At 37.9% G+C, this 23,662-nt stretch carries 19 protein-coding genes, 1 pseudogene and 1 other annotated feature; of the genes and pseudogenes, 10 read left to right on the top strand and 10 right to left on the bottom strand.

Going from position 1 to position 23,662, the window contains the following annotated elements:
• Positions 1–10: 10 nt before the first annotated feature.
• Together ACLGGR_RS17000 and ACLGGR_RS16995 are read right to left on the bottom strand one after the other, a co-directional pair.
• The gene (locus tag ACLGGR_RS17000) at positions 11–1,459 is read right to left on the bottom strand and encodes a DUF4179 domain-containing protein (RefSeq protein ID WP_410973530.1); all 1,449 of its coding nucleotides are present in this window, start codon (positions 1,457–1,459) and stop codon (positions 11–13) included.
• The gene (locus tag ACLGGR_RS16995; RefSeq protein ID WP_410973529.1) at positions 1,428–1,973 is read right to left on the bottom strand and encodes a sigma-70 family RNA polymerase sigma factor; all 546 of its coding nucleotides are present in this window, start codon (positions 1,971–1,973) and stop codon (positions 1,428–1,430) included. Before ACLGGR_RS16995 ends, ACLGGR_RS17000 begins: the two co-directional genes overlap by 32 nt.
• 179 nt (positions 1,974–2,152) lie before the next feature.
• On the opposite strand from ACLGGR_RS16995, the gene ACLGGR_RS16990 reads away from it, so the two are divergent.
• Positions 2,153–2,326, top strand: a complete 174-nt coding sequence (locus ACLGGR_RS16990; RefSeq protein ID WP_410973528.1) for a Fe3+ hydroxamate ABC transporter substrate-binding protein — start codon at positions 2,153–2,155, stop codon at positions 2,324–2,326.
• A 44-nt stretch (positions 2,327–2,370) separates the two neighbouring features.
• On the opposite strand, the gene ACLGGR_RS16985 is transcribed toward ACLGGR_RS16990, so the two are convergent.
• Entirely contained in the window at positions 2,371–2,943 is a 573-nt protein-coding gene (locus ACLGGR_RS16985) for a hypothetical protein (protein ID WP_410973527.1), read from the bottom strand.
• Between the two features lie 138 nt (positions 2,944–3,081).
• On the opposite strand from ACLGGR_RS16985, the pseudogene ACLGGR_RS16980 reads away from it, so the two are divergent.
• The 5 genes and pseudogenes from ACLGGR_RS16980 to ACLGGR_RS16960 all read left to right on the top strand — a co-directional run bounded on the left by ACLGGR_RS16980 (position 3,082) and on the right by ACLGGR_RS16960 (position 6,193).
• Positions 3,082–3,649, top strand: a pseudogene (locus tag ACLGGR_RS16980) (GNAT family N-acetyltransferase).
• 5 nt (positions 3,650–3,654) lie between these two features.
• Positions 3,655–4,107: a LytTR family DNA-binding domain-containing protein gene (locus ACLGGR_RS16975; RefSeq protein WP_410973526.1), complete on the top strand. Its 453-nt coding sequence runs from the start codon at positions 3,655–3,657 to the stop codon at positions 4,105–4,107.
• Between the two features lie 5 nt (positions 4,108–4,112).
• Positions 4,113–4,523, top strand: coding sequence for a hypothetical protein (locus tag ACLGGR_RS16970; protein ID WP_410973525.1), 411 nt, complete (start codon positions 4,113–4,115; stop codon positions 4,521–4,523).
• A 94-nt stretch (positions 4,524–4,617) separates the two neighbouring features.
• Complete coding sequence (locus tag ACLGGR_RS16965) at positions 4,618–5,346, top strand: CPBP family intramembrane glutamic endopeptidase (RefSeq protein WP_410973524.1); 729 nt, start codon at positions 4,618–4,620, stop codon at positions 5,344–5,346.
• A gap of 19 nt (positions 5,347–5,365) precedes the next feature.
• Positions 5,366–6,193 (top strand): hypothetical protein, encoded by an 828-nt coding sequence (locus ACLGGR_RS16960; RefSeq protein WP_410973523.1) that lies wholly within the window; start codon positions 5,366–5,368, stop codon positions 6,191–6,193.
• A gap of 637 nt (positions 6,194–6,830) precedes the next feature.
• Here ACLGGR_RS16960 and ACLGGR_RS16955 read toward each other — a convergent pair.
• Together ACLGGR_RS16955 and ACLGGR_RS16950 are read right to left on the bottom strand one after the other, a co-directional pair.
• A complete protein-coding gene (locus ACLGGR_RS16955; protein ID WP_410973522.1) occupies positions 6,831–9,068 on the bottom strand; it encodes a S8 family peptidase in 2,238 nt (745 codons plus the stop codon).
• The gene (locus ACLGGR_RS16950; protein ID WP_243824942.1) at positions 9,069–10,226 is read right to left on the bottom strand and encodes an AAA family ATPase; all 1,158 of its coding nucleotides are present in this window, start codon (positions 10,224–10,226) and stop codon (positions 9,069–9,071) included.
• A 635-nt stretch (positions 10,227–10,861) separates the two neighbouring features.
• Positions 10,862–11,126, top strand: a binding site (T-box leader).
• 57 nt (positions 11,127–11,183) lie between these two features.
• Here ACLGGR_RS16950 and ACLGGR_RS16945 point away from each other — a divergent pair.
• From ACLGGR_RS16945 to ACLGGR_RS16935, 3 genes are all read left to right on the top strand, one after another.
• On the top strand, positions 11,184–12,845 hold the full coding sequence (locus tag ACLGGR_RS16945; RefSeq protein ID WP_410973521.1) for a 2-isopropylmalate synthase: 1,662 nt from the start codon (positions 11,184–11,186) through the stop codon (positions 12,843–12,845).
• Positions 12,846–13,901 (top strand): helix-turn-helix domain-containing protein, encoded by a 1,056-nt coding sequence (locus tag ACLGGR_RS16940; protein WP_410973520.1) that lies wholly within the window; start codon positions 12,846–12,848, stop codon positions 13,899–13,901.
• Between the two features lie 143 nt (positions 13,902–14,044).
• On the top strand, positions 14,045–14,530 hold the full coding sequence (locus ACLGGR_RS16935; RefSeq protein WP_342499983.1) for a YbaK/EbsC family protein: 486 nt from the start codon (positions 14,045–14,047) through the stop codon (positions 14,528–14,530).
• A gap of 80 nt (positions 14,531–14,610) precedes the next feature.
• On the opposite strand, the gene guaA is transcribed toward ACLGGR_RS16935, so the two are convergent.
• The 5 genes from guaA to ACLGGR_RS16910 form a co-directional block, all read right to left on the bottom strand.
• Entirely contained in the window at positions 14,611–16,152 is a 1,542-nt protein-coding gene (gene guaA / locus ACLGGR_RS16930) for a glutamine-hydrolyzing GMP synthase (RefSeq protein ID WP_039176907.1), read from the bottom strand.
• A gap of 186 nt (positions 16,153–16,338) precedes the next feature.
• Complete coding sequence (locus tag ACLGGR_RS16925; protein WP_410973519.1) at positions 16,339–18,543, bottom strand: DUF4129 domain-containing transglutaminase family protein; 2,205 nt, start codon at positions 18,541–18,543, stop codon at positions 16,339–16,341.
• Between the two features lie 9 nt (positions 18,544–18,552).
• Positions 18,553–19,743 carry a DUF58 domain-containing protein gene (locus ACLGGR_RS16920; RefSeq protein ID WP_410973518.1) on the bottom strand — a complete coding sequence of 397 codons (1,191 nt, stop codon included), beginning with the start codon at positions 19,741–19,743 and terminating at the stop codon, positions 18,553–18,555.
• Entirely contained in the window at positions 19,740–20,702 is a 963-nt protein-coding gene (locus tag ACLGGR_RS16915) for an AAA family ATPase (protein WP_142946458.1), read from the bottom strand. The genes ACLGGR_RS16920 and ACLGGR_RS16915 overlap by 4 nt, the downstream gene beginning before the upstream one ends.
• 102 nt (positions 20,703–20,804) lie before the next feature.
• A complete protein-coding gene (locus tag ACLGGR_RS16910; RefSeq protein ID WP_034282879.1) occupies positions 20,805–21,704 on the bottom strand; it encodes a cation diffusion facilitator family transporter in 900 nt (299 codons plus the stop codon).
• A gap of 480 nt (positions 21,705–22,184) precedes the next feature.
• Between ACLGGR_RS16910 and gabP the strand changes: the two genes are divergently transcribed.
• Positions 22,185–23,573: a GABA permease gene (gene gabP, locus ACLGGR_RS16905; protein WP_039176895.1), complete on the top strand. Its 1,389-nt coding sequence runs from the start codon at positions 22,185–22,187 to the stop codon at positions 23,571–23,573.
• Positions 23,574–23,662: the final 89 nt, after the last annotated feature.

Here is a 23,662-nt window from a genome sequence, read left to right as displayed (position 1 = left end):
GCTCTCTTATTTATTGACTAGCTTTTGAAGTTTCTTTTTTGACTGGAATGGTTACCGTTATTTCTTTTTGCGGTGCCAACAGATTCAAATCTGACAAATTAAGATAAAGCCCATAATCCTTAAATGAAAAATGGTTTAATGATAAAGTCTCTAACTCCTTATTATCAAATTCAAAGGTGGATTGCATCGAAGCTGACTTCAAATTGGTTACCTTCGCATTGTTCCCCTTCAAGTAATATCCGTTTTCATAGTCTGCTTGTGGATCGGGCCATGATTTCATCTTTTCAACATCGCCTAATCCAATGAATTCACCTATATTCTCCATCACATCCTGATCTAATTCTTTTCGATCTACTCCAGTGAATTGATAATCAACAATCACAGAACGGTCTTTTTGTTCTATTTTATTGATTTTGATTCCGATGCCATGGTGTTTTGTTTTGAACTGAACAGGCAGCTTTGTCTTGAGAGGAATGATGTGGCTGTATTCTCGTTCGATATCCACAGATGTGTCAAATGTCAATTCGGTCGCCTTTGGATTGATCGGCTGATTCAAAATGGTTAAATGATCGACTCTATTTTTTTTAGGAGAAAGTGGTTTTCTTCCTAACCTTGTTCCTAATTCTAACTCGTACTCATTCCCTAAATTATCTTTCATCCCATGTATACTAACTTTATCATCTTTGGCAAAACCATTGTAATCAATGGCATATTGAATAGCAGAGCCATTCACTCCATTTTCTACCTTTACATTTCTTATTTGATAACGTCCATTTAAAATAGACACGTCTTTTTGTCCCGCTAGTAAGGTGGTTTTTTGCTTGACCACAGGTAATTCAAAACGCCAATTCCCTACAATATCTCCAATTTTTGAAATGACGAGTGGGGCTTTTTGACCTTGCTTAATTGTCTGTCCATTTGTATAGACTTCCATTTGTCCAACATATCGGCCATCCTTTAATTTTTTCAATTCCTGATTGTCGTAACTCGGTTGGAAATTTTCATTTATATGATCTAAGTTGCTGACGATGAATGGTACAGAATCTTCCTTTGTATTCAAATGATCGACAGTAAACGTATAAACAAGACGCCCGGCATCATAGTATACACTGTTTACTTTCACAGTAATTCCTCTTGATTCAGCCCCCTCATTGACATGTTTCACCAAATCACTCTGAAAAAGAGCCATTCCTACTTTATCGTGAAACATCATATAAAATTGCCCAATAATCGGGACACGTGCCATCGCTGTATTAAGAGAAGGAAAAAGGAAACCTGATGAAAAGTAAAGGACGATGAGAACAATGGCAGAGTATATTGGCGTTCTCCAGTTCCATTTGAACCAATGTCTTTTCTGTTCCGCTTTCACATCCCCAATGGCTTGGCGAATCGCAGAGGTCACTTCAACTGTTGGTACATCAATCTCATCATAAAGCTTTTTCATTTCTTTTCGTTCCATCAACACTCTCCTCCTTCTCCAATGTTTGCTTTAATAACTTTCTTGCTCGATACAAATGAGTTTTAACCGTTCCTTCAGGCACACCCATCTGCTCAGAAATCATCGAAATTGAATAATCTTGAAAATAAAACAACTGAATGACGACCTGGTATTGCTCATCTAACACTTCAAGTGCATGTTTTAAATCGAGCCTGTCTTCCAAAAAATCATGGCGCTCAACGCTTTCATGATGCTGTTCAAACGGAACAACATCTTGCTGCTTTTTCTTCATCGCAAAAATTGTATGAATCAAAATCCGTGTCAGCCAGCTAGAAAAATACGCCGGTTCTTTTAATCCAGATAGATGCTTAAACGCTTTAATGACCGTTTCTTGAACAGCATCTAACGAATCCTCTTTATTTCTTGTGTAGAGAAAAGCCGTTTTATATAAACGCTCTTGATACATCAGCATTAATTTCTCAAATGCCGGGACATTCCCTTTTTGTGCTTTTTTAATTAGACGCACTTGCTTCATCTCACTCACACCTCCTACACCTGTTAGAGCAAGGTTTCTCACAAACGGTTTCAACAAACGCAAATTTCTTTTACTTAGCATATGTCGGACAAAAACAAAAAAAGTGAAGAATGGAGTCGAAAGAACAAGTTGAATATTTGATATAATGGAAGAAATATGTACAAAAAGGAGTAAGTCGATTGTTTCTATTTGAAGAACCCGCGTGTGCTAGCTGTCAGAAAAAGATAGAAGGAAACGAAGAAGTGTACGTCAAGCTTGTCTATCCAAAGAGAAAAGGAATGACAGAGGTGAAGGCTTGTCTGAGGAATGAAGGGGTTTTTTATTGTAAGGCATGTTATGGAAAAGAAACATAAAAACAAGCATTTCAATTGAAATGCTTGTTTTTACTTTCTACTTTTTATTTCCGCTTACTACGAAGTTCAATGAGTGCTAGTTTATTATTATCATTGAAAAAGAACTTCAGAAGGATACCGTTTGATTGATCTTGATATTGTATACCTTTGCTATACCCTTCGACAAACCAGAGCTTCTTGAATTGATCTCCATATGTTTGTATCACAGATGAATAATCTTCTCCAATAGTGATTCCCTTAGATGTTTTGAGTTTTTTCTGTTTTGACTGATTGTAAATAGATATAACTCGATGATGTTGATCAACTGATACTACAAAATCTTGATTTTCTTTTTCCATATAGACCCTCTGTTTAGGATGAGAGAATTGAGTATTCTCCACAAAAGTATGATCTCTCTCAAATTTTTCACCGATCTTAAAATGACCTAGCGATTCATTTGTTAAAGATACAGAGTGAAAATTAAAAAACATAGCCACCCAAACAAATAGTGCGGTTCCTCCTAAAATAGAACCTACAATCACTAACACTTTAGAATGAATGATTCCCTTTTTAAACAAATAGATCGCTAAAGATACGATGATCAGCACGATGACGATCATCATTAGAAAAATGCCCATTTCAATTATCCTCTTTTGCTTTTAATCGAATTCTGCTTGTGAATTATTTCCACAATTATATTTTCATATTATACCAAAGCATTCCACAAATTGACCAGTACAGGTATAATTTAAATAAAATTACATGAGGAGAAAAATATGACTAAACGTAAACTGATATTTCCACAATCATTTCCAACAATACATACCGAAAGACTAATCTTAAAACAAGCAACGTTCGAAGACGCTGAGGATATGCACATCTATTTATCCAATGAAACCGTGTGCCGCTACATGGGCATTGATGCTCATGAAACGATTGAAGACACAAAAGGAGAAATCAAGTGGTATCACGACATCTTCAAAGAACAAACAGGCATCCGCTGGGGCATTTCTCTAAAAGAGAATCCAGTCATCATCGGCAGCTGCGGCTTTCTCAACCTAGAAAAACAGCACTGTCGCACGGAAATTGGCTACGAATTACACCACGATCATTGGAGAAAAGGCATCATGAGCGAAGCGATTGCTGCGGTACTACGATATGGGTTTCAGGAAATGAATCTGAATCGGATTGAAGCGATTATTGATCCAGCAAATACGTCCTCTGTTCAATTATTGGAGAATGTTGATTTTGTTCGAGAGGGTTTATTAAGGGAGTATGATCTTGGTCAGAATGGGTTTGATGATGTTTTTTATGTATGCGATTTTGAAAAGGGATTACAAATAAAACAAATGAAAACAGATATTCATTTCATTCAAAAGCCGCAATCTGAGTATGTTTCTTTTCACATTTATGAGCTCAATTCGACGATTGAAAAGCTTGTCCAGCAAGTAGAGCAATCAGCCCCCTTCTTCCTAGCGAAAGACCCGGAGAAAGAAAGCATGAAAAAGATCTATTATCACGACATTTTATATATTGAAAGTGTCGATAAAAAATCGTTCTTGTATACGACAGACGGGGTGTTTCTCCTAAAGGAAAAGTTGTTTGAACTTGAAGAACGGCTCGAAATTTATGATTATGTCAGAATCTCGAAATCGATGATTCTGAATATTGATTCTATCGCCGACATTTCTCCTAAAACGAGTGGTCGTTTTGAAGCAAGCCTTACAAATGAAGAAAAAGTAATGATTTCACGTTTTTATATTCAAGCATTAAAAGAGAAGCTTGGATTACGGAGGAAGTGAACAGGATGGGACGTTATATCATTAATCTTTTAATCACATTTTGTATGATCTTTACGGTATTAGTGCTGATTTATTGTTTCACATTTGGATCAATGCCGATTTACATGTTACAAGCAATCATGTTCAGTTCCTTTTTTTCCAGTGCCCTGACCTTCTTGCTATACCCTAAACATACGTACAGCCATAATCGGATTCTTTTTCAACAAATCTTATATATCATCCTTGTGATGTGTATGATTATGACAACCATTATCATCGTCAATGGTGAAATCAGTCTCCCTACGATCATTGTGAATTTCCTCGTGGTCATTGCTTTATTCTTTTTAATTAAGTACCTATTGTATAAAAAAGATCGAGCAACCGCTGCGGAAATCAATGAACTTTTACAGCAGCGAAAGAAACGGACAACACCTTAATATGCATCTTAGGGCTCTAAATTTACCTGTTAGTTAGATTTGATTGTGGCTCCTGCTTGATTCCACTACTCTGACATTAGAGGAGGAATCAACAATGAAACCAATGACAATCATTCGAAAAGCTGTGCTTCTACTGCTGTTTTCTTTAATCATCCCAACAAGTGCAGGTGTCTATATATCCATCAAAGAAGTAACCGACCCAATGACCATCTATATCATCAATGGCTGTGCCATGCTGGCTGGGTGTCTCTTTCTTCTATTCATTATTCAGAAAAGCCGTTTTCACTTGAAAGAAATAGGTTTTCGAAAAGGGTCTCTTGGTATGTGGGTCATTCCCATTCTTTTCATCGAGGCCATCCCGTTTATCGCTGGGTTAAACACGGATTTATCCCTTTCTTCCTTTACGGCACTTTGCTTCTTCATGGTCTGTGTCGGTATTTTTGAAGAAGGTATTTTTCGCGGCATTCTGTTCCAATATTTAAAACAAATCAATCTGAGCTCCGCCATCTGGGGATCTGCCGTACTATTTGGCCTTGGTCATTCTGCTAATCTACTAAGCGGAAAAAGCATCACCTTAACCATCGCACAAATCGTCTTCGCCCTTTTATTTGGACTCGTCGCAGCCGAAATCGTGGCACTTACTAACAGCCTGCAATGGGTGATCATATGGCACGCGGTTCATAATATTGTAGATCAAACCACAAATGGGCAAACGCCTATGGCAATGCAAATGCTTTTGCTTTCGGTTCAATGTGTCATTTTGCTTATTCTTGCGGTGGTGTTGTGGAGAAAATTAAGAATGAAAAAAGTGTGCGATAGATAAGGAGAATAGGAGGAAAGAAATGAAGAATAACACATGGATAGAGGGCTGGTTTGAAAAGTGTGAAGAACTTGAAATAAAGCCTTGGGAATGGGATTTTAAACAAAGTTATATCGAAGAACCGATACCAAAAGATAAATCACATATTGAGTTATTACTAGATTATAAAAGTCGTAAACTCAAAGAAATTGGAATTTGTAATGTTACCAAAAAAGCCGGCCGCAAAGCTGACTGTGATAAAGAACCTTTTTATATTTATCAATTACTTTGGAGTACTGATTATGAGTCAGAGCCTAAATCACAGCTTTTTCTAGATCGTTACAACTTGCTCCGCGGAGAAACAATGAATTCGTTTATTACGACTTTCAATCTTTCTAAAAAAATAACTTCTGATGTTCATATCAACCATAAGTTTGAAACCTTTGCTGCTTCCACCCATTGCATTGGGAATTTCACCATATTACCACATTGGATGAACTCGGGTCGTTATTTGTTTTCACAAGATTATTGGGATGTTACGATGTATTCACTATCTGAATTCTTTCAACCATTAGCATGCTGGAAACAGTTCGTCGAACGATATTTCCTTCAACCATATGTGAACAATGATGAAAAATGGACTGTGAGTGAATTTTGGAAAGGGCATTTTGATGGAATCGGAAGTTACAATCGATTAAAACCTCAAAATGAACAAGAATTAAGTGAGTATCTACATAAAGTCAATCTCAGGATTGAAGAACGAGGCAAATGGATCATCAAAAAAGTCTGTGAAGATTTGAAGTTACAACACTTCAAATTTTATGATGAACTGATAGATATGCAAATTCGATTTTCCAATGAGATGAAATAAATATAAATGAGCGAGCTCATTGCTTCGCTTTTTTATTTTAAAATAAAGTTCCTAAAAATAGGGAAGTTAGATCATAATAAAAAGCTGATACCCTAAGCGCATGTAATCCTTTTTCAGAATGCTGATATTTCTAAATCAACAACTCCTTTACCACATAAAACACCTTCTCTAAGCAATCTTTCTTTGATAAAATCATTTTTCAAAAAACTTTTTTACATCATCATTTACCGGCATAGCCTTCGCTTGAATTCTATCAATATCAACTTTTCCAAACAGAATTTTACTAATGTAAAGAGGGCTTATGTTGCAATCTCCTTATCCCAACGACCTACCGCAAGAAATAACCAATCGTCACCTCATTCACTTTTTGATTGAAGTCCTGTGTTTCGATATTGCCAACTAACGTATGAGACTTGTTTTTTTGAAAGATATTTAAAAACGATAAGAAGCCTGGGGGCTTGTTTACTAATCAAGAAATTAGTTACGCCCAATACTGGACTATAAAACATAGTTTTAAAAAAGATAAGATATCCTAAGTTTTATTGCTAATCGTTTTATCTATTGCTTTAATGCGCAGTTCCTCTCATTATTTTGAAACTTAAAAAACCCCTTTTCAATAAAAAAGGGGTAGTATTTTTTATATTCGAATAATGGGTTGATACATATTAATTCCTACTTCATTTTCAATTTCTGAATATACATCTAACTCGTCATATGGATCCTCGACTGAAATAATCGCTGCAAAACTTTGAGCATAACCTTCTGGCACACCCCATTTTTTTGACATACGAAGCTCCAAACTCCACATTCCAGAATCAATATTTCTTGATAATGCCTTTTCCATTCTGGTTACTGGATAAAATCTCTCCTTAAAAGAAACTTCATTCATGTCATTCAAAGACAACTTAATTTCATCTTCTTTATTTAGTTTATAGATATTTGAATAAAGATGGATTTTAGAATAATCCAGCCCCTTACCTCTATCTGTAAGTGGATCCCAGACTACGGTTACACGCAGGTTAACTTTTTTATTGCCAGAGCGTTGAATAGTTTCATCTGTTAAAATGGTCGGAATCCAAAAAGGAATTTTATAATAAGTTTGACCTTCTATCACTCCTTCGTGTACATATGTTGCTTTACTATTTAAAGATTCTAAACATTTTCCTAAATTAGGCTCACCAAAACCCAAATGGTCCTCTAAAGGTCTAGAAAATTCACTACTTGTAGGATGATTTGCAAAATGAATTAGTAGCCCTTTTATTAAGTTAGGGGTAGCATCCGGGATTTTTTCAAATAACTCTGCTGCATAAGACGAAACTATAGGTGCGGAAAAACTTGTCCCAAGAGATCGTTGAAATCCTCCTGAGTAAGAACAAAAGCCCAATGTACCAAAACTAGGATTATCAGAATTATTTAACCCTAAATTACCACCATCTACAACTAAATCGGGTTTCCTTGAGCCATTAAATCCTGGTCCCCTTCGAGAAAATGGAGCTGGGTGGTTCTCTCCTCCAAGCATACCATCTTCGAAATTTTTTATTAATGAGCCCACACTTAATGATAGATATGACTCCGCTGGAGAGTTTATTCGTTGAGAATCTTGAATAAAATGATCTGGATAGTTTTCGCTATTTAGCTTCTCATACACATTCTCAATGTTTCCTGCAGAAATTACAAATAAAACTTCATAGACTTTACTAATATGGTCTATTTCTGCAGCAAGACGTGTTACTTTGAATTCATCTAATGTTGAATACCCATTTTGACTTATTAAATTAATAGAAAGATTATACACTTTAACTTCGTCTTTATGTGCTTGAACTACTTTTCGAATTGCCCTAATTAGATCAATCTCAGATAAATTTAATTCTTCTCCGTTTCCATCTTTTCCGTATATATTAAAATCAAGAACTCTACAAAAGGGTGTTAGGGTTCCTCTTGAGATTTGTTCATCTAATTTATCTCTAAATATAACTCTTCCAGCAACAAATGTCCCATGAAACCTGTCGTAACTATATGCTGGTGTATAGTCTATCTGTTCTGTAATATAAGGAGATAAAAACGAATTAGAACTATCCACTCCGCTATCGATAACACAGACAACAGCATTTCCATCATAAGTCTCTACTGTAATCTCCTCAACAACTTGAGACGATTCTTTGAGAGTGGTAATTGATACTTTTGTTTGTACATCGACTGACTTTATTGAACTAAAAGATCTAACAAGATCTTCAATGTGCTCGCTACTCATTGTTCCTTCTACTAAAACACTGCCGGAAGAAAATAAGAATTGGTCAGTTATAAAACCTCCTCTATTTTCAATAAATTTTTCAATAGCTTCTTTAAATCCTTTTTCAGCAACATCTTTTGGCAACGAAGTAAATGATTCTATTGAAACTTCCAAATTTTCTTTTTCTCCAAAATCAATTTTAGACTTAACCGTTTGAGATATTTTATTTAATGGATTTATTTCCCCAATATCATCAATAAATGAATAATAGGACTTACCTTTGTTATTCGGAGTGTTAATATAACTCTCGACTTTTCTTTGTAGAGTATTCAAACTGCTGTTAGAGATTACACCGTAACCATAAGAATCATTGATAACATCCAAAACCTCTATATCTGACTTTTCCATCAAGTTTCCGAAACGATCATATAATTTTTCGCCGGGAGCAAGGTTAACTTCAAAGAATTTTCTATCCTTTACGGGGTCAATATCGTAGCTCTGTTGGGAAATTTTTAATAAATCTTCTAATAATTCCTGTCCATGTGCACGGTAGTCGCTACGTTGATATGTGCTTCCACCACCATTAAAGTTAGTTTTTGTTTTACTTACACTATTCTCTGAAATCCGCAAATGCGGTTTTTCCATCTAGGATTCCTCCTTCATCTTCATAAAAAGAGTTGATTTAGGTATATCTAGTAATTCGCTAAGATATGAAAAAGAATATTTCCGTTCATTTTCATTTCTCAATTTTTTTGCTATACCTATTTTTTGCTCTAATGTAATGTCTTTATCCTGATTACTTATGTTTCTAACAATATCTTCGACAATAATAGTGTAAAGTTTAACATTTTTTTCATTAATAATCCAATTCCTAGAAGAATTTTCAATTGATTGAACAAGCAAAGATGGAGTAAATCCTTTCGTCAATATTGTAATAAAATCAATTTGATTAGCGTGAAGGTTTAGACTTATATCAGTTAGTGTATTGGCTATTATTTGATTTCTTTGATTATAATCAGGTAGTTTGAATTCTATATTATTTTCAAATCTTCTCCATAAAGCCTTATCTAGTAAATGAGGATGATTAGTGCAAGCAACCAAAAATGAGTTCTCAGGAAAGTCATCTAAATTTTGAAGCAAAGAAATCACAATTCTTTTAAGTTCTCCTAACTCATTATTATCATCTCGACTTTTTCCTATAGCATCTATTTCATCTAATAAGATTAAACATGAGTTATTCCTTGCATACTCAAAAACTTTACTTAAATTATCACTTGTTTTTCCCAAGTATGAAGACATCAATGAATCAAAGCTGACATAGGCAATTTTTAAACCAAGTGATTTCGCTAATGCTTTTGCTGTTAGGGTTTTCCCTGTACCTGGTACTCCATGAAACAAAATTTTATTCTGAGGTTTAAGATTAAATTTTAGTAAGTCATCTCTTTTTTTCCACTGGTGCACAACAGATATTAATTGTTGATCTACATCAGTACTTGAAGATAATTTCTTCAAATCAATTTCAGGTTCTAAAATTTTTATAAAATTCTCTTCATTGCTCTGATTTGAACTTAGATAATTACTTTTTTGATTGAACGGTGTAATATCAAAAGAACTTCTCTTTACAGAATGAGATGTTTCAGGAAGATTCACATCCAATAGTAACTTATTGAGTTTTTTTGCGAATTGATAATTTTTATTTTCTTCTTGATACTCAATGATTAATTTGCATTCTTCTAAAAAATCTTCTTTTCTTTCTTCAATAAAAAATTTAACAAGATTAATAACATGATTGTTTAAAGACATTTTAAAATTCACTTCCTTCTTTGAACAATAATTTCCCCTTTGAATTCAACACTTTAAACCACCTATCGTCTATAATAACCGATTCAAAGGGAAATATGAACGTTAATTTAAGAATATCATGTTGAAAATAAACTTATACTACTTTACATTGAAAAAGTGCTTGTCTTCCACTTTCTTCAAACTGTTCTTTCTTAGAATTTCAGTTGAAATTTATAGGAACTTGAGGGCTAATAGGAAAAGAATTGATGATTTCAACTGATGTTAGGAGGAGTTAAATGACCATGAAAAAGATTGGTGCGATTTTATTGTTCGCTGTTAATTCACTCACCTATATTTTGGGCCTTGGATTTTTGTTTGGTGAGGATGACGAGAATAGCACATTAAATCAAAAGTAGTTCATTAGAAATAAAAAAACCTACCAATATTTTTTCTGTAAGTTTTTTGGTAGGGAACTGTATGTTCAAAAGGTTAAGCCCTTATCAATCAACGTTCCCAGCTCAAATGAAGGGCTCAAAGAAAATAAAATTAAAAACGAAGATAAGACACCCATAGGACAAAAAAGATCAATTAAAAAAGATATCCCTAACACTATCTCTTTTTTGTAATCTTGGTATAATAGAAAAAATCAGAAAAATGAGAATGCGATGATAAGGAATAGTACTTGCCTAAATGTTTTCAGAAAGTTGCTGGTTGATGAGAAGCAATAACAAAAAGGCAGGGAACTCACCTTAGAGTATCCTTAGTGAAATGAAAAGTATTGATGTAGTTAAGGACGGCCCCCCACCGTTATATGGGAAGGATATCAGATGAAACAATCTGTATCCGAATAAGGGCATGATAATGTATGGTTATCATGAAACAGGGGTGGTACCGCGTAAGCAGAAGTCTTTCGTCTCCAAGGTAAATATTGGAGATGATAGGCTTTTTTTATATTCTATTTTCTAGGAGGAATCGATGATGTTTAACCACAAAAAATACGAAAAGAAATACTTTTTGCCACCGAACCTGACTTATGATTGGGTGAAGAAAGAAACATTAGAAAGTGCTCCGATATGGTGCAGTGTGGACTTGCGGGATGGAAATCAAGCATTACCTATTCCTATGAACTTAGATGAAAAATTGGAAATGTTTCAGTTATTAGTAGAGATAGGTTTTAAAGAAATTGAAATCGCATTTCCAGCTGCTTCTGATACGGAGTTTAGGTTTTTACGGACACTGATTGATCATCATATGATTCCAGACGATGTCACGATTATGGTGATCACACAAGCGAGAGAGCATATCATCCGCCGAACCTTCGAAGCCATTAAGGGGGTACCGAAAGCGATTGTTCATTTATATAATTCGACTTCAGAAGCGCAGCGCAGACAAGTATTTAAGAAAACAAAAGATGAAATTAAACAAATTGCCATTGATGGAGCTATTTTAGTAAAAGAACTTGCCGAAAAAACAAATAGTGATATTTATTTTCAATATAGTCCAGAAAGCTTTCCAGGAACAGAAGTTGATTATGCGTTAGATATTTGTAATAGTGTTTTAGATATTTGGAAACCGACACCAACTCATAAAGCGATCATCAATATTCCGACAACAGTTGAATATTCAATGCCTCATATTTTTGCAAGTCAGATTGAGTATATACACAAAAATCTGTCTTACCGAGACAGTGTGACATTATCTGTTCATCCTCATAATGACCGTGGCTCTGGGGTTAGTGATGCAGAATTTGGTGTTCTAGCTGGCGCAGAAAGAGTCGAAGGTACATTATTTGGTATCGGTGAACGTACAGGGAACGTTGACTTGATTACCTTGGCGATGAATATGTATTCACAAGGTTATGATCCAAAATTGAATTTCAATAACCTAGAAGCGATTCGTAAAAAATATGAAAAACTAACAAAAATCACTGTTCCTGAGAGGCAGCCATATTCTGGGGAGATGGTTTTCACCGCATTCTCTGGGTCACATCAAGATGCGATATCTAAAGGTATGAAATATAGAAAGGAAAATAATGTTGTTAAATGGGACGTTCCGTATATCCCAGTAGATCCAGTTGACTTGGGGAGGAATTATCAAACGGATGTGATTCGAATCAATAGCCAGTCTGGAAAAGGCGGCATAGGCTATATACTAGAAACAAATTATGGCATTCAACTTCCTTATCAAATGAATGAAGCCATGGGATATGCAGCGAAGAAAGTATCTGATCAGACAAGTAGGGAATTGTCTGTCGAAGAAATATATCATGTTTTTAAAGAACAGTATGTTGATTTTCACCCTCATTTCCAGCTACTTGATTATCAATTTCATAAAGGAGACAAGCAGGAAGTCACCTTAACTTTGCTGAGAGATGATCAACAAATTGAAATACAAGGAACTGGTAATGGAAGTTTAGATGCAATCAGTAATGCGTTAAAAGCATATTTTCATCTCGAATATGTTTTGGAAGTCTATGAACAGAATTCTTTGGGCAAGGATTCTCAAGCACAAGCCTGTGCACAGATTGGAATTTCATATCAAGGAAAAATGCATTGGGGTGCTGGAATTGATAAAGATATTATAGAAGCAACAGTGAAAGCCCTGGTAGTTGCAGTAAATAAACTAGAGGTCTGGATGTAGATGGAAAAAGATAAACTTGAAAAACATGAAGTGATGCAATATTTAAGAGAATATAACGAGCAAGAAATCTTTTATCAACAATACCAACAGAAAAAGCATGACAATCAATCATTGCAATTATTTTTGAAGGATTATGATAAACACAATTTAATGCATAAGCAAATATATATAGAAGAATTTTTGCAAAAAGGGCAGAACGAATTTGAAAAAGAGGATATCATGTGGTTAGGTCAGGAGAAAGATATCGAAGTGAGAAAGTATAGCCGTTTTATGCCTCAATTGTCGGCTATCCATGATTTCTTTGAAATGATCTATGTTCTGGAGAATGAGATGTATTTAGAAGTGGAAGACAAAAAAATGACTTTAAAATCAGGAGATATTGCCTTTATTCCACCTGACACCATACACAAGCCAATTGTAATGGAGAATACAATCGCAATGCAAATCATGATCCGTAAAAGTACTTTTCAAAAAGTATTTTTTAAAATGTTAAAAGGCAACAATGTCATTTCAGAGTTCTTTTTGAATGCATTGTATATAAAAGAAAATAAAAATATTCTTATTTTCCATAGTCACTTGGATAAAGATTTGCTAGACTGCTCTCTTCAACTATTTACAGAAAATTATAATCGGTTCCCTAGTTACCAGTTGATTATGAATAATTTGTTTGAGATATTATTATGTCTTTTATTAAGATTCAAACCAAGTCATATGAACGTAAATCAGGTCAAACAATATAGTGATATACGTATTATTGAAATGCTCCAATATATTCAGCAATGTTGTGAGCATATAACCATCCAGGAGATGGCAGAGGAATTTAACCTTTCACAGTCTTATTTGTCAAAATATATATCTCGTAAGCTTGGCAAATCATTTAGTGAGATTAGACAAAAAATAAGAATGGAAAAAGCCTGCGAAATGCTCACTGGCAGCAATTCACAAGTAGATCATATTGCGGCAGCCGTTGGTTATCAAAATGTAGAACATTTCATTCGTTTATTTAAGAGAAAATATCACCTAACACCACATCAATATCGTTTAAATAATAGATAATGATAATAAGGAGAGACTGTACTTGTTACTTTGAAAAAGAAAAATTGCTTTAGAATGAGCAGAATGAATGACGCTTATCTTAAAAGGACAATTTTAAAATCGAGAAAATGTCAAATCAATACTAATAAAAAGGAGAAATCATCATGTCAATCAAACAAGTAAAAGATTATTTTAAACAATATGATATGGATACTCGAATTCAAGAATTTTCAGTATCTAGTGCAACCGTAGACTTGGCTGCTTCTGCATTGGGCTGCGAACCTGAAAGAATCGCAAAAACACTCTCCTTTCTAGTAAATGGACAAGCTATTTTAGTTGTGACCTCTGGCGATGCAAAAGTTGATAACAAAAAATTCAAGGAATATTTTAAAACAAAAGCTAAAATGCTTTCTCCTCATGAGGTCGTTGACTTGGTCGGTCATGAAATTGGCGGAGTATGTCCTTTTGCTATAAAGAATGGCGTTTCTGTTTATTTAGATATTTCACTCAAACGTTTTGAGACAGTCTATCCAGCCTGCGGGAGCAGTAACAGTGCTATTGAACTCACAATAAAACAATTAGAAAAATACTCCGGTTATTCACAATGGATTGATGTGTGTAAGGGATGGAATGATTCATTAACACATTAAAAACGGAAGGAAAAAGTGCAATTAAAAATAAAAAAGAGCTAGGAACCCTTGATACACAAAGGTTTCTAGCTCTATTATAACTACTCCCATTCGATCGTAGCAGGCGGCTTACTCGTAATATCATACACCACGCGGTTAATATGCTTCACTTCATTGACGATACGAGTTGAGATCTTTTCAAGCACGTCCCAAGGGATTCTTGCCCAATCACTCGTCATACCATCAATAGATGTAACAGCACGGATACCGATTGTGTAGTCGTATGTTCTTGCGTCACCCATAACACCTACGCTGCGGATGTCTGGGAGAACCGTGAAGTATTGCCAGATGTCGCGCTCAAGGCCGAAGTTGGCAATTTCTTCGCGTAGAATTGCATCCGATTCACGGACGATTTCTAGTTTTTCTTCAGAAATTTCACCTAGTACACGGATACCTAGTCCTGGACCTGGGAATGGCTGTCTCCAGACGATGTCATCAGGAATGCCAAGCTCTGAACCTAAGGCACGGACTTCATCCTTGAATAGCGTATTGAGTGGCTCAATCAATTCGAACTGCATGTCTTCTGGAAGACCACCTACGTTGTGGTGAGATTTGATTGTTTGTGCCGTTGCTGTTCCGCTCTCAATGATGTCTGTGTAAAGTGTTCCTTGTGCTAAGTAGTCGATTCCTTTTAGCTTGTCCGCTTCGTCATCGAATACATAGATAAATTCGTTACCGATGATTTTACGTTTTTGCTCAGGATCAGACACACCTTTTAGCTTGTTTAAGAAACGATCTTTTGCATCTACTTTAATCACGTTCATGTTGAAACCTTCGCTAAATGTTTTCATAACCCCTTCTGCTTCGCCTTTGCGAAGAAGACCGTGGTCAACGAAAATACATGTCAGCTGATCGCCGATGGCTTTGTGGATCAATACCGCCACAACAGATGAATCCACACCACCGCTTAATGCGCACAATACTTGCTTGTCGCCTACTGTTTCACGGATTTTCTGCATTTCGATTTCAATGAAGTTCTCCATTGACCATTTGCCATCGCAATCACACACGCCGAAGACAAAGTTTTTCAATAGGTCATTTCCGTACTCAGAGTGACGAACCTCTGGGTGGAATTGAACGCCATAGAAATTCTTCTCAGCTAAGCTCATCGCTGAGTTTGGACAATGTGCGCTTGTTGCATCGACTGTAAAGCCTTCTGGTACTTCAACTACGAGGTCACCATGGCTCATCCAAACGACTTGATCCGTTGGAAGGTCTTTGAATAAAGCAGGTGTTCCGTTAATATGAATATCTGCTTTTCCATATTCACGCTGGCTTGCCGCTTCTACTTTCCCGCCTAAATAGTGAGTCATGAGCTGCATGCCGTAGCAAATTCCTAAGACTGGAATGCCCAGATCAAAAATCTTTTCATCACAGCGGAAAGATCCTTCATCATAAACACTGTTTGGTCCACCAGAAAGGATGATTCCTTTAGGCGCCATTTCTTTAATTTCTTCAGCAGTTAAAGTGTGCGGATGAAGCTCACTGTACACACCAAATTCACGAATACGGCGTGTGATCAGCTGATTGTACTGACTGCCGAAATCGAGAACCAAAATCATTTCATTTACTAAATTTGTCATGGTGTCACCTCTATGTCCAATATAGTTTTTTATAAACGCACAGAAAAAATGAGAGGAGAAAACCTGCTCTCAGTGTGAATCACGCTTTTGAAGCGCCCAGACTCACATCCGAACGCTTCAATTTCATGTATTTTAGAAGGTTTTAATATTCACCTATTCTAACAACAGGAAGGTACGCGGTCAAGACTATCTCCTGTTTATTAAATTTTCCCATAACTTTGCCGATTGCTGCCAAAGCGCTGAGGCATCCTCTCGCCGGTAGAGCGCACGTTCATAAAGCTTCGTCAGCTCTGACATATGATGATCTCCATCCTTCTCATCAATCAACGAAGCGAATTCTCTTAGTGTCATACCTGGCTTTTTCTCGATTCCCCTGCGCCCTAGCTGCTTTAATAGAGCCGCATATGCATAGAAGAATGCTTCATCCTCTGGCAAACGTTTCACTTTTCTCACAATAAAGAATGGCAGCCATCTTGTTCTGAATCGATAAAGCATCCAGCTCATGAATCCAAGCAGGACAAAAGCTCCTGCCGCATAACCTACAACCCAACCAACATGCACCATATTTGGCTTTGCCTTCGCTGTTTGTTCCTTTGGTTGTGCCGGCTGCTCTGCCTCCTGCTGCTGCGGCTGATCTTGCTGCTTTTCTTCGCTTGTATCAGAACTTGACTGATCTTTTTCTTCCTTTTTATCATCCGTCTGATCGCTTGAAACAGCTTCATTCGTAAATGTCTCTGGATTTGTAAATCCTTTTGTCGGTTCAAAGGTGACCCAGCCTCTATTTGGAAAATAAACCTCTACCCATGAATGCGCATTGTTATTGGTCACTTCATACACATTGTTTCCATCCATCTGCGTTTCATATAACTGGCCAGACGTATACCCTTTCACCCATCTCGCCGGAATTCCGATCGAACGAAGCATCACAATCATAGAGGTTGAAAAATTATCACAATAGCCGATCATCGTATCAAATAAAAATTGATCCACATAATCTTCATTACGACCAGGCACAGCGACATTCTGCGTTTCATATGAAAACTTCGCAGATCCTAAATAATCCTCGATTGCTTTGGCTTTATCATACATATTGTCCTTCGTTTCCGTTAAGCTGTTTGCCAAAGTTTTCACACGCTCTGGAAGTGACGATGGAAGCTGCAAGTATTCACGGCCAACCTGCTGATTCACCTGCTTCTTTGTCGGTACTTTGATTCTCTGCAAATCCTCTAGGATAAATGTAGGAGATAAGAAACTGACTTGATAGTTCCCTAAATTTTTAGGTGGGTTTTGCATAGACGGGACAATTTTCTCCGTTTTACCCATGATTTGCAGCGGAATATTTTCCATTGGCGTCAGCATGATCGTTCCAATAGGATAGACAGCATGATTAAATCGATAGTCTGATTCTATATCAATTCTTGTTTCATGCTCCTCTGTTTTCACTCGCTCAGTAAACCACCGATTCGGCACAGTGTCATCCTTTAGCCGAGTAGGCTTCGTATCATTTGAAGCATCCTCCCAGCCCTTTCCTGTGTAAATACTTTTTGTTTCTACACGAAAGTAAGACGGCTCCTTTCCGCTCCATTTAAAGACAGGTGTGCGGTCCTCACTAAACGGTCCGCCAAGCGCCGAATCATCTGCACTATATCCCACTTTATTCTGCCCTGCTGTCCCATCTTGATTCGTCACTGCCTTAAAAAACGGGACAGGATCAGGCCATTGCGGATCAGATTTTGGCAAAGAAGCGCCGAGTGACGCTGATAGAAGGACAAGCGCCAGCATGGGCAAAAACCACTTTAGACGTGCTTTCTGTGACACCCGAACGCCCTCAGCCGAACGCAGTCGATCGAAATACAGCAATCCAAGCAAACAAAAGCCAAATACCATAATACGAACGATCGCAAAGGTCGCATCATATGGCGTAAACGTATCAAGAATCGTGACATACACAATCGTCATCAGTAAAAAGAAAAAGATACGCTGCTGATAGACCACCCAATAATGAAGCAAGTAGACAAGCAGCCACAGCAAAATATAAAACAACAATGTGCGGAAAGACGGATACATGTCACTCCACATGCCCCTGCTCATTAACATGATATTATCCTTGATATCAGCAAACAAAGCAGCCGGATAGCCTGGCGCTGATTGATAAAAGATCAAATATAAGGCGAGCAAAATCAGTCCAGCACAAATAGGAAACGTCACATACCACTTCAGACGAAAGAACGTAAACAAACACGTAAGGCCAATAAAAATGATGAAATAAGACGTATGGCTCGTCTCTGTAAAATCTTGAAGTGGACGAAGCCACTCCCATAGAAGCAGAAAAGCTACAGCATAATAGATGAACAATTCAAAACGGCTTTGCCGCAGATGCGTATGCAGCATAAATGTTTGTCACCTCACAGTTCTTTCGTGCAGCCGGTCTTCAAATAAAAGGGTAATGCGTATTCCAGAGGCCTTTAGCCGGTCTACAAGCTGTTTTTCTTTTGTCGTCAAATGGTCAACGGCTTTCTTCACTAAAAGCACGGTGATATTCTTTCTGTTTCGATTTCCAAAGAGACTTGCCGCAAGCTCCTCCTGCAGCTGACCCGTGACGACATATTTTCCTGAGTGCTGGTACTCACTCGCTGCTAACGGTTTATATTCTAGTGCGCGGGAAGGCTGATGCTGCACCCTTGTTAAATAATAAAGCATGTCCTGTAAATGAAGTTCTCCTTGATCGACTCGAAAGGCATGCTGACCTCCTAGAGTGACAAGACCTGACGGCACGCCTTTTTTCACAGCCGTTTGAAGAACAGATGCTGTAATAGAGACGACTGTTTCAAAAACAGCTTGATCGGTAAAATCAGCAAACACGACAAGATCCTTTGCTTGATTCTGTTCAAATTCCTTCGTCATCAGCTGGCCTCTTCTGGCCGTCGTCTTCCAGTCCACCCAAGCAAACCGGTCTCCTTGCTGGTATTCCCGTACGCCTGTTGTCACATGGGTCGGTTCATTTAACCACGAGTGAACCGCTTTGCCTCCATTTTCATTCACTGACTCAGCAGGCTCTACTGGGATATCAAGCACTTTTGGGTAGACAAGCAGCTTTTTCTCTAACGGAATGATGATTTCTTTCTCAACAAACCCAAACATATCACCTGTTTTGATTCGAACCGCTGTCAAATGATGCTCTCCCCGCATGACATCATTCAATTGATAGGAAAATCGCCAAGTTCTCCGAAACCAAGGAAAAAGCATTTGCTTCATCTCAATCTGTTCCTGTAAGTGAAAGGTGTCTGGAGGAGCATCCTCAATCATGACGTAAACATACGGAAATGGATGGGTCCGCTTGATTTCAAGGTCAACGGACAGCACATCCCCCGCCTTCAAGCGGGTTTGCTGTAATGTCCTCTTGGCTGTCGCGCGCAGCGGAACGAGTGCAAACAGCAGTGCATACAAAGCATATGGTAAAAATGCATAAAAAAGGAACCAGCTCACAAACCCTCCCTGAAACATGGCATAACAAAAGGCTGCCGCAGTGAGAATGATGAGCATCATCACCCGTAACCATAATGAAACGGCTAAACGATTACGTGACTTCATTGAGTCAGCGACTTTTGAACTGGCACGCCAATTTGCTCAAGCATTTGTCGCAGCAGTGTCTCCGCCTTCTTCCCTTCATATGTCGCTTCTGATGTCAAAATCATACGATGCGGTAATGTATAAAGCGCCAAATACTGTACATCATCAGGAATCACATAATCACGCTGATTCAAAAGCGCATACGCCTGTGCCGCTTTCATCAAGGCGATCGATCCCCTTGGACTGACACCTAGATAAACAGATGGGTGTTTACGCGTCGCTTGAGCAATTTCAACAATATATTCTTTAATAGATGCATCCACATGAATGGTCTGAACAGCCTGCTGCAACGCATGGATATGCTCCTTAGTCATGACAGCTTGGAGCGTATCAATCGGGGATTGCTTCTCCTGCAAGTTGAGCACCTCCAGCTCCTCGAGCATGGTCGGATATCCCATCTGCAGCTTGAATAAAAACCGATCCATTTGCGCTTCTGGCAGCGGATAAGTCCCTTCATATTCCACTGGATTTTGCGTCGCCATGACGAAAAAAGGATCCGCAAGCGGCATCGTTTCTCCGTCCACTGTGACACTGCCTTCCTCCATTGCTTCAAGCAATGCTGATTGTGTTTTAGGAGAGGTCCGGTTGATCTCATCAGCCAAAATAATCTGCCCCATGATCGGTCCTTGCCTAAATTCAAATTCATTTGTCTTTTTATTGTAAATCGACACGCCTGTTACATCTGAAGGCAAAAGGTCAGGAGTGAATTGGATTCTCTTAAACTCACAGCCAATAGATTTTGCCAAAGCACGAACCATCATCGTCTTCCCTACACCAGGCACATCCTCTAGCAGCACATGTCCCTTCGCCAAAATCGCAACAAGGCTTAATATCGCAATATCTTTTTTCCCAACCATGACTTTATTGATGTTATCTACGATTTTTTGTAAATCTGAATGCATCGGTTCATCAAATGCCATCCTGATCCTCCTATCACGTTTCTGTCAAATTTCATATAGTCTAACTTTACCATACAACGCGCATTTACATATAACATCAGCACGTATAAAAAAGAAGCCTTCTCACGATGGAAAAGACTTCTTCTCTTCTTTTGGCTCACTTGCTGGCTCCATATGAACATGAGAGTGTAAAATATCATGCTCCTGCTTCATTCTACGTTCAATTTCATCTGCAATATCATGGCTTTCTGCTATGTTCAAGTTAGGCTCGACCTCAACCACTACATCCACATGAACTGTACTTCCAAGATAACGCGCCTTAATATCTTTTAAATCGCCCACTCCTGGTGTAGCCTCAATGGTCTCTTTATATTTAGACATATCTTTTATATGAAAACCGTCTGTTAAAGAATGAGAGGCATCTCTGAAAATCTCCCACGCAGTTTTACAAATAATTAAGCCAATGACAAACGCTGCAAGCGTATCAATCCATGCCAGCTGAAATTGAGAGGCCATGATTCCTACAAATGTTCCAATACTCACATACGCATCTGATTTATTATCAGCAGCTGCCGCATGAAGAGCCTGGCTATTGATTCGTTTGGACAGATTGCGGTTATAGATATACACACCGTACATCACAACAGCACTTCCTGCTGCTGTCCAAGCCGCGATCATATCCGGCGTTTGATGCTCAGATGAGAAGAGCGACTTGCCTGCACTCAGCAAAACCTGAAGCCCAACAAGCATCATGATAAAGGAAGCCACAAGAGACGCAATATTTTCCGCTCTAAAATGACCATACGGATGATCTTCATCAGGCGGCTTTTGAGAAATACGCAGCCCGATCAACACAGCAAGGGATGCAATAATATCTGTCGTGTTATTCAATCCATCTGCCGAAAGGGCCTCTGAATGAAACACATACCCAATAATGAGTTTGACCGCAGATAAGATCACATAGGCAATGATGCTGACCCAAGCACCTGTTTCACCTTGTCTTAATTCGTTATAGCGCTCCATGTCGCCGCGCCTCCTCACACATCACTTTTCTATTATTTATCTTACAAAGCAAAGCCCGTGTGGGTCTACAGCAACATGATTCGCTTATGTCAGCAAAATAGGATAAATAGAAATGTGTTGACCTAAGCAAACTTATTTTTACAAGGTCAAATGACCTCAAGACCTACTCCCATCAACCTTTTTCCAATTCTCTTCGAAATGGACATATCGTCAAATCACTCTTCTTAGATAAATTGTCAGAATAATTTTATTTTGAGACACAACTTACCTCCTTCCTTATTTATGCTATTTTAAAAATAAACAGAGGGAAAAGAGGGAACATAATCTCTCAAATCCTTTCTACTTTTTAACATCATGTTAAGAGGTTTGAAATGTCAGTTTGATAACCTGTCCAATGCTGAATGATTATTCAGTGTGATAAAATTTAAAATATTCTAAAAACAAATTCTCTATTATTGAGAAATGTTTGGAGGTAAAGAAATGTCCAACATGACAAACGGTCTTCAAAAAAACCTTAAAACAAGACATATTTCGATGATCTCCATTGCTGGGGTCATTGGGGCAGGGCTATTTGTTGGTAGCGGCGCTGTCATTCATTCTGCAGGGCCTGGATCCATTCTTTCCTATTCTTTTGCCGGACTTCTGGTGATCTTTATTATGAGAATGCTTGGAGAAATGGCATGTGCCTATCCGACAAGCGGTTCTTTCTCACAATATGCGAGCGATGCTATCGGTCCATGGGCCGGTTTTACAATCGGCTGGCTTTACTGGTTCTTCTGGGTGATCGTCATCGCCATCGAAGCCATTGCCGGTGCTGCCATTATTCAATATTGGTATGGAGATGCACCTGTTTGGCTCACAAGTCTTATCCTCACAATCCTCTTAACATTAACAAATATCTTTTCTGTTAAATCTTTTGGCGAATTTGAATATTGGTTCTCATTAATTAAAGTCGTCAGCATTATTCTCTTTCTACTCATTGGTTTTGCATTTATCTTTGGTTTTGGCGGTCATCATACTTCAGGTCTTGCCAATCTAACAGGGAATGGCGGTTTCCTTCCAAATGGATTCAGCTCTGTACTACTTGGAATCGTCGTCGTTATCTTTTCCTTCATGGGAACAGAGATTGTGGCCATAGCGGCCGGTGAATCCGCAGACCCAGTCAAATCTGTGACGACAGCCACCCGCTCTGTTGTATGGCGTATTATCGTATTCTATGTCGGATCAATTGCTGTCGTTGTCACCTTACTTCCTTGGAATTCCGCAAGTATTTTAACAAGTCCGTTCGTTGCGGTATTAGAATACATCGGTGTTCCATCAGCCGCTCAAGTCATGAACGTCATTGTCTTAACAGCTGTTCTATCTTGTTTAAACTCCGGATTGTACACAACGTCCAGAATGCTTTATTCATTAGCAGAAAGAGGCGAAGCGCCGAAACGCTTTATGAAAATCAGCAAACGTGGTGTTCCTGTAGCGGCTACAGTCGCAGGTACCTTCTTTTCCTACATTGCCGTCATGATGAACTACTTTTATCCTGAAACCATCTTTTTGTTCTTAGTCAATGCATCTGGTGCCATTGCCCTTCTTGTCTACTTGGTCATTGCCGTTTCACAATTAAGAATGCGTCGTAAAATTGAAAAAGAAAATCCAGAACAGCTCAAAATCAAAATGTGGCTGTTTCCATACCTCACGTACTTTACCATTTTGGTTATTTGCGCCATCTTGGCATCGATGCTGTTTATCGAATCCATGCGGCCACAGCTCATTTTGACGAGTATCATTACCTTTAGCGTACTAGCTGCTTATTTCATCTTTAAACCGAATAAAAAAGTGCCTGCAAATGCGGCGCTTGAAAATAAACACCCGTAATTTCTCCCGCTGAAAAGCGGGTTTTTTTATTTTATTCACCTATTTTGATGTCCGCACTTATACTGTATCAAATTGTATTTAAGTGAGGA

The sequence above is a fragment of the Bacillus sp. BD48 genome, from assembly GCF_046566805.1.
GTDB classification, from domain to species: Bacteria; Bacillota; Bacilli; order Bacillales; family Bacillaceae; genus Bacillus; species Bacillus safensis.
The sequence above is the reverse complement of the archived record's forward strand: the minus strand, read 5'-3'. Positions and strand labels throughout refer to the sequence as shown.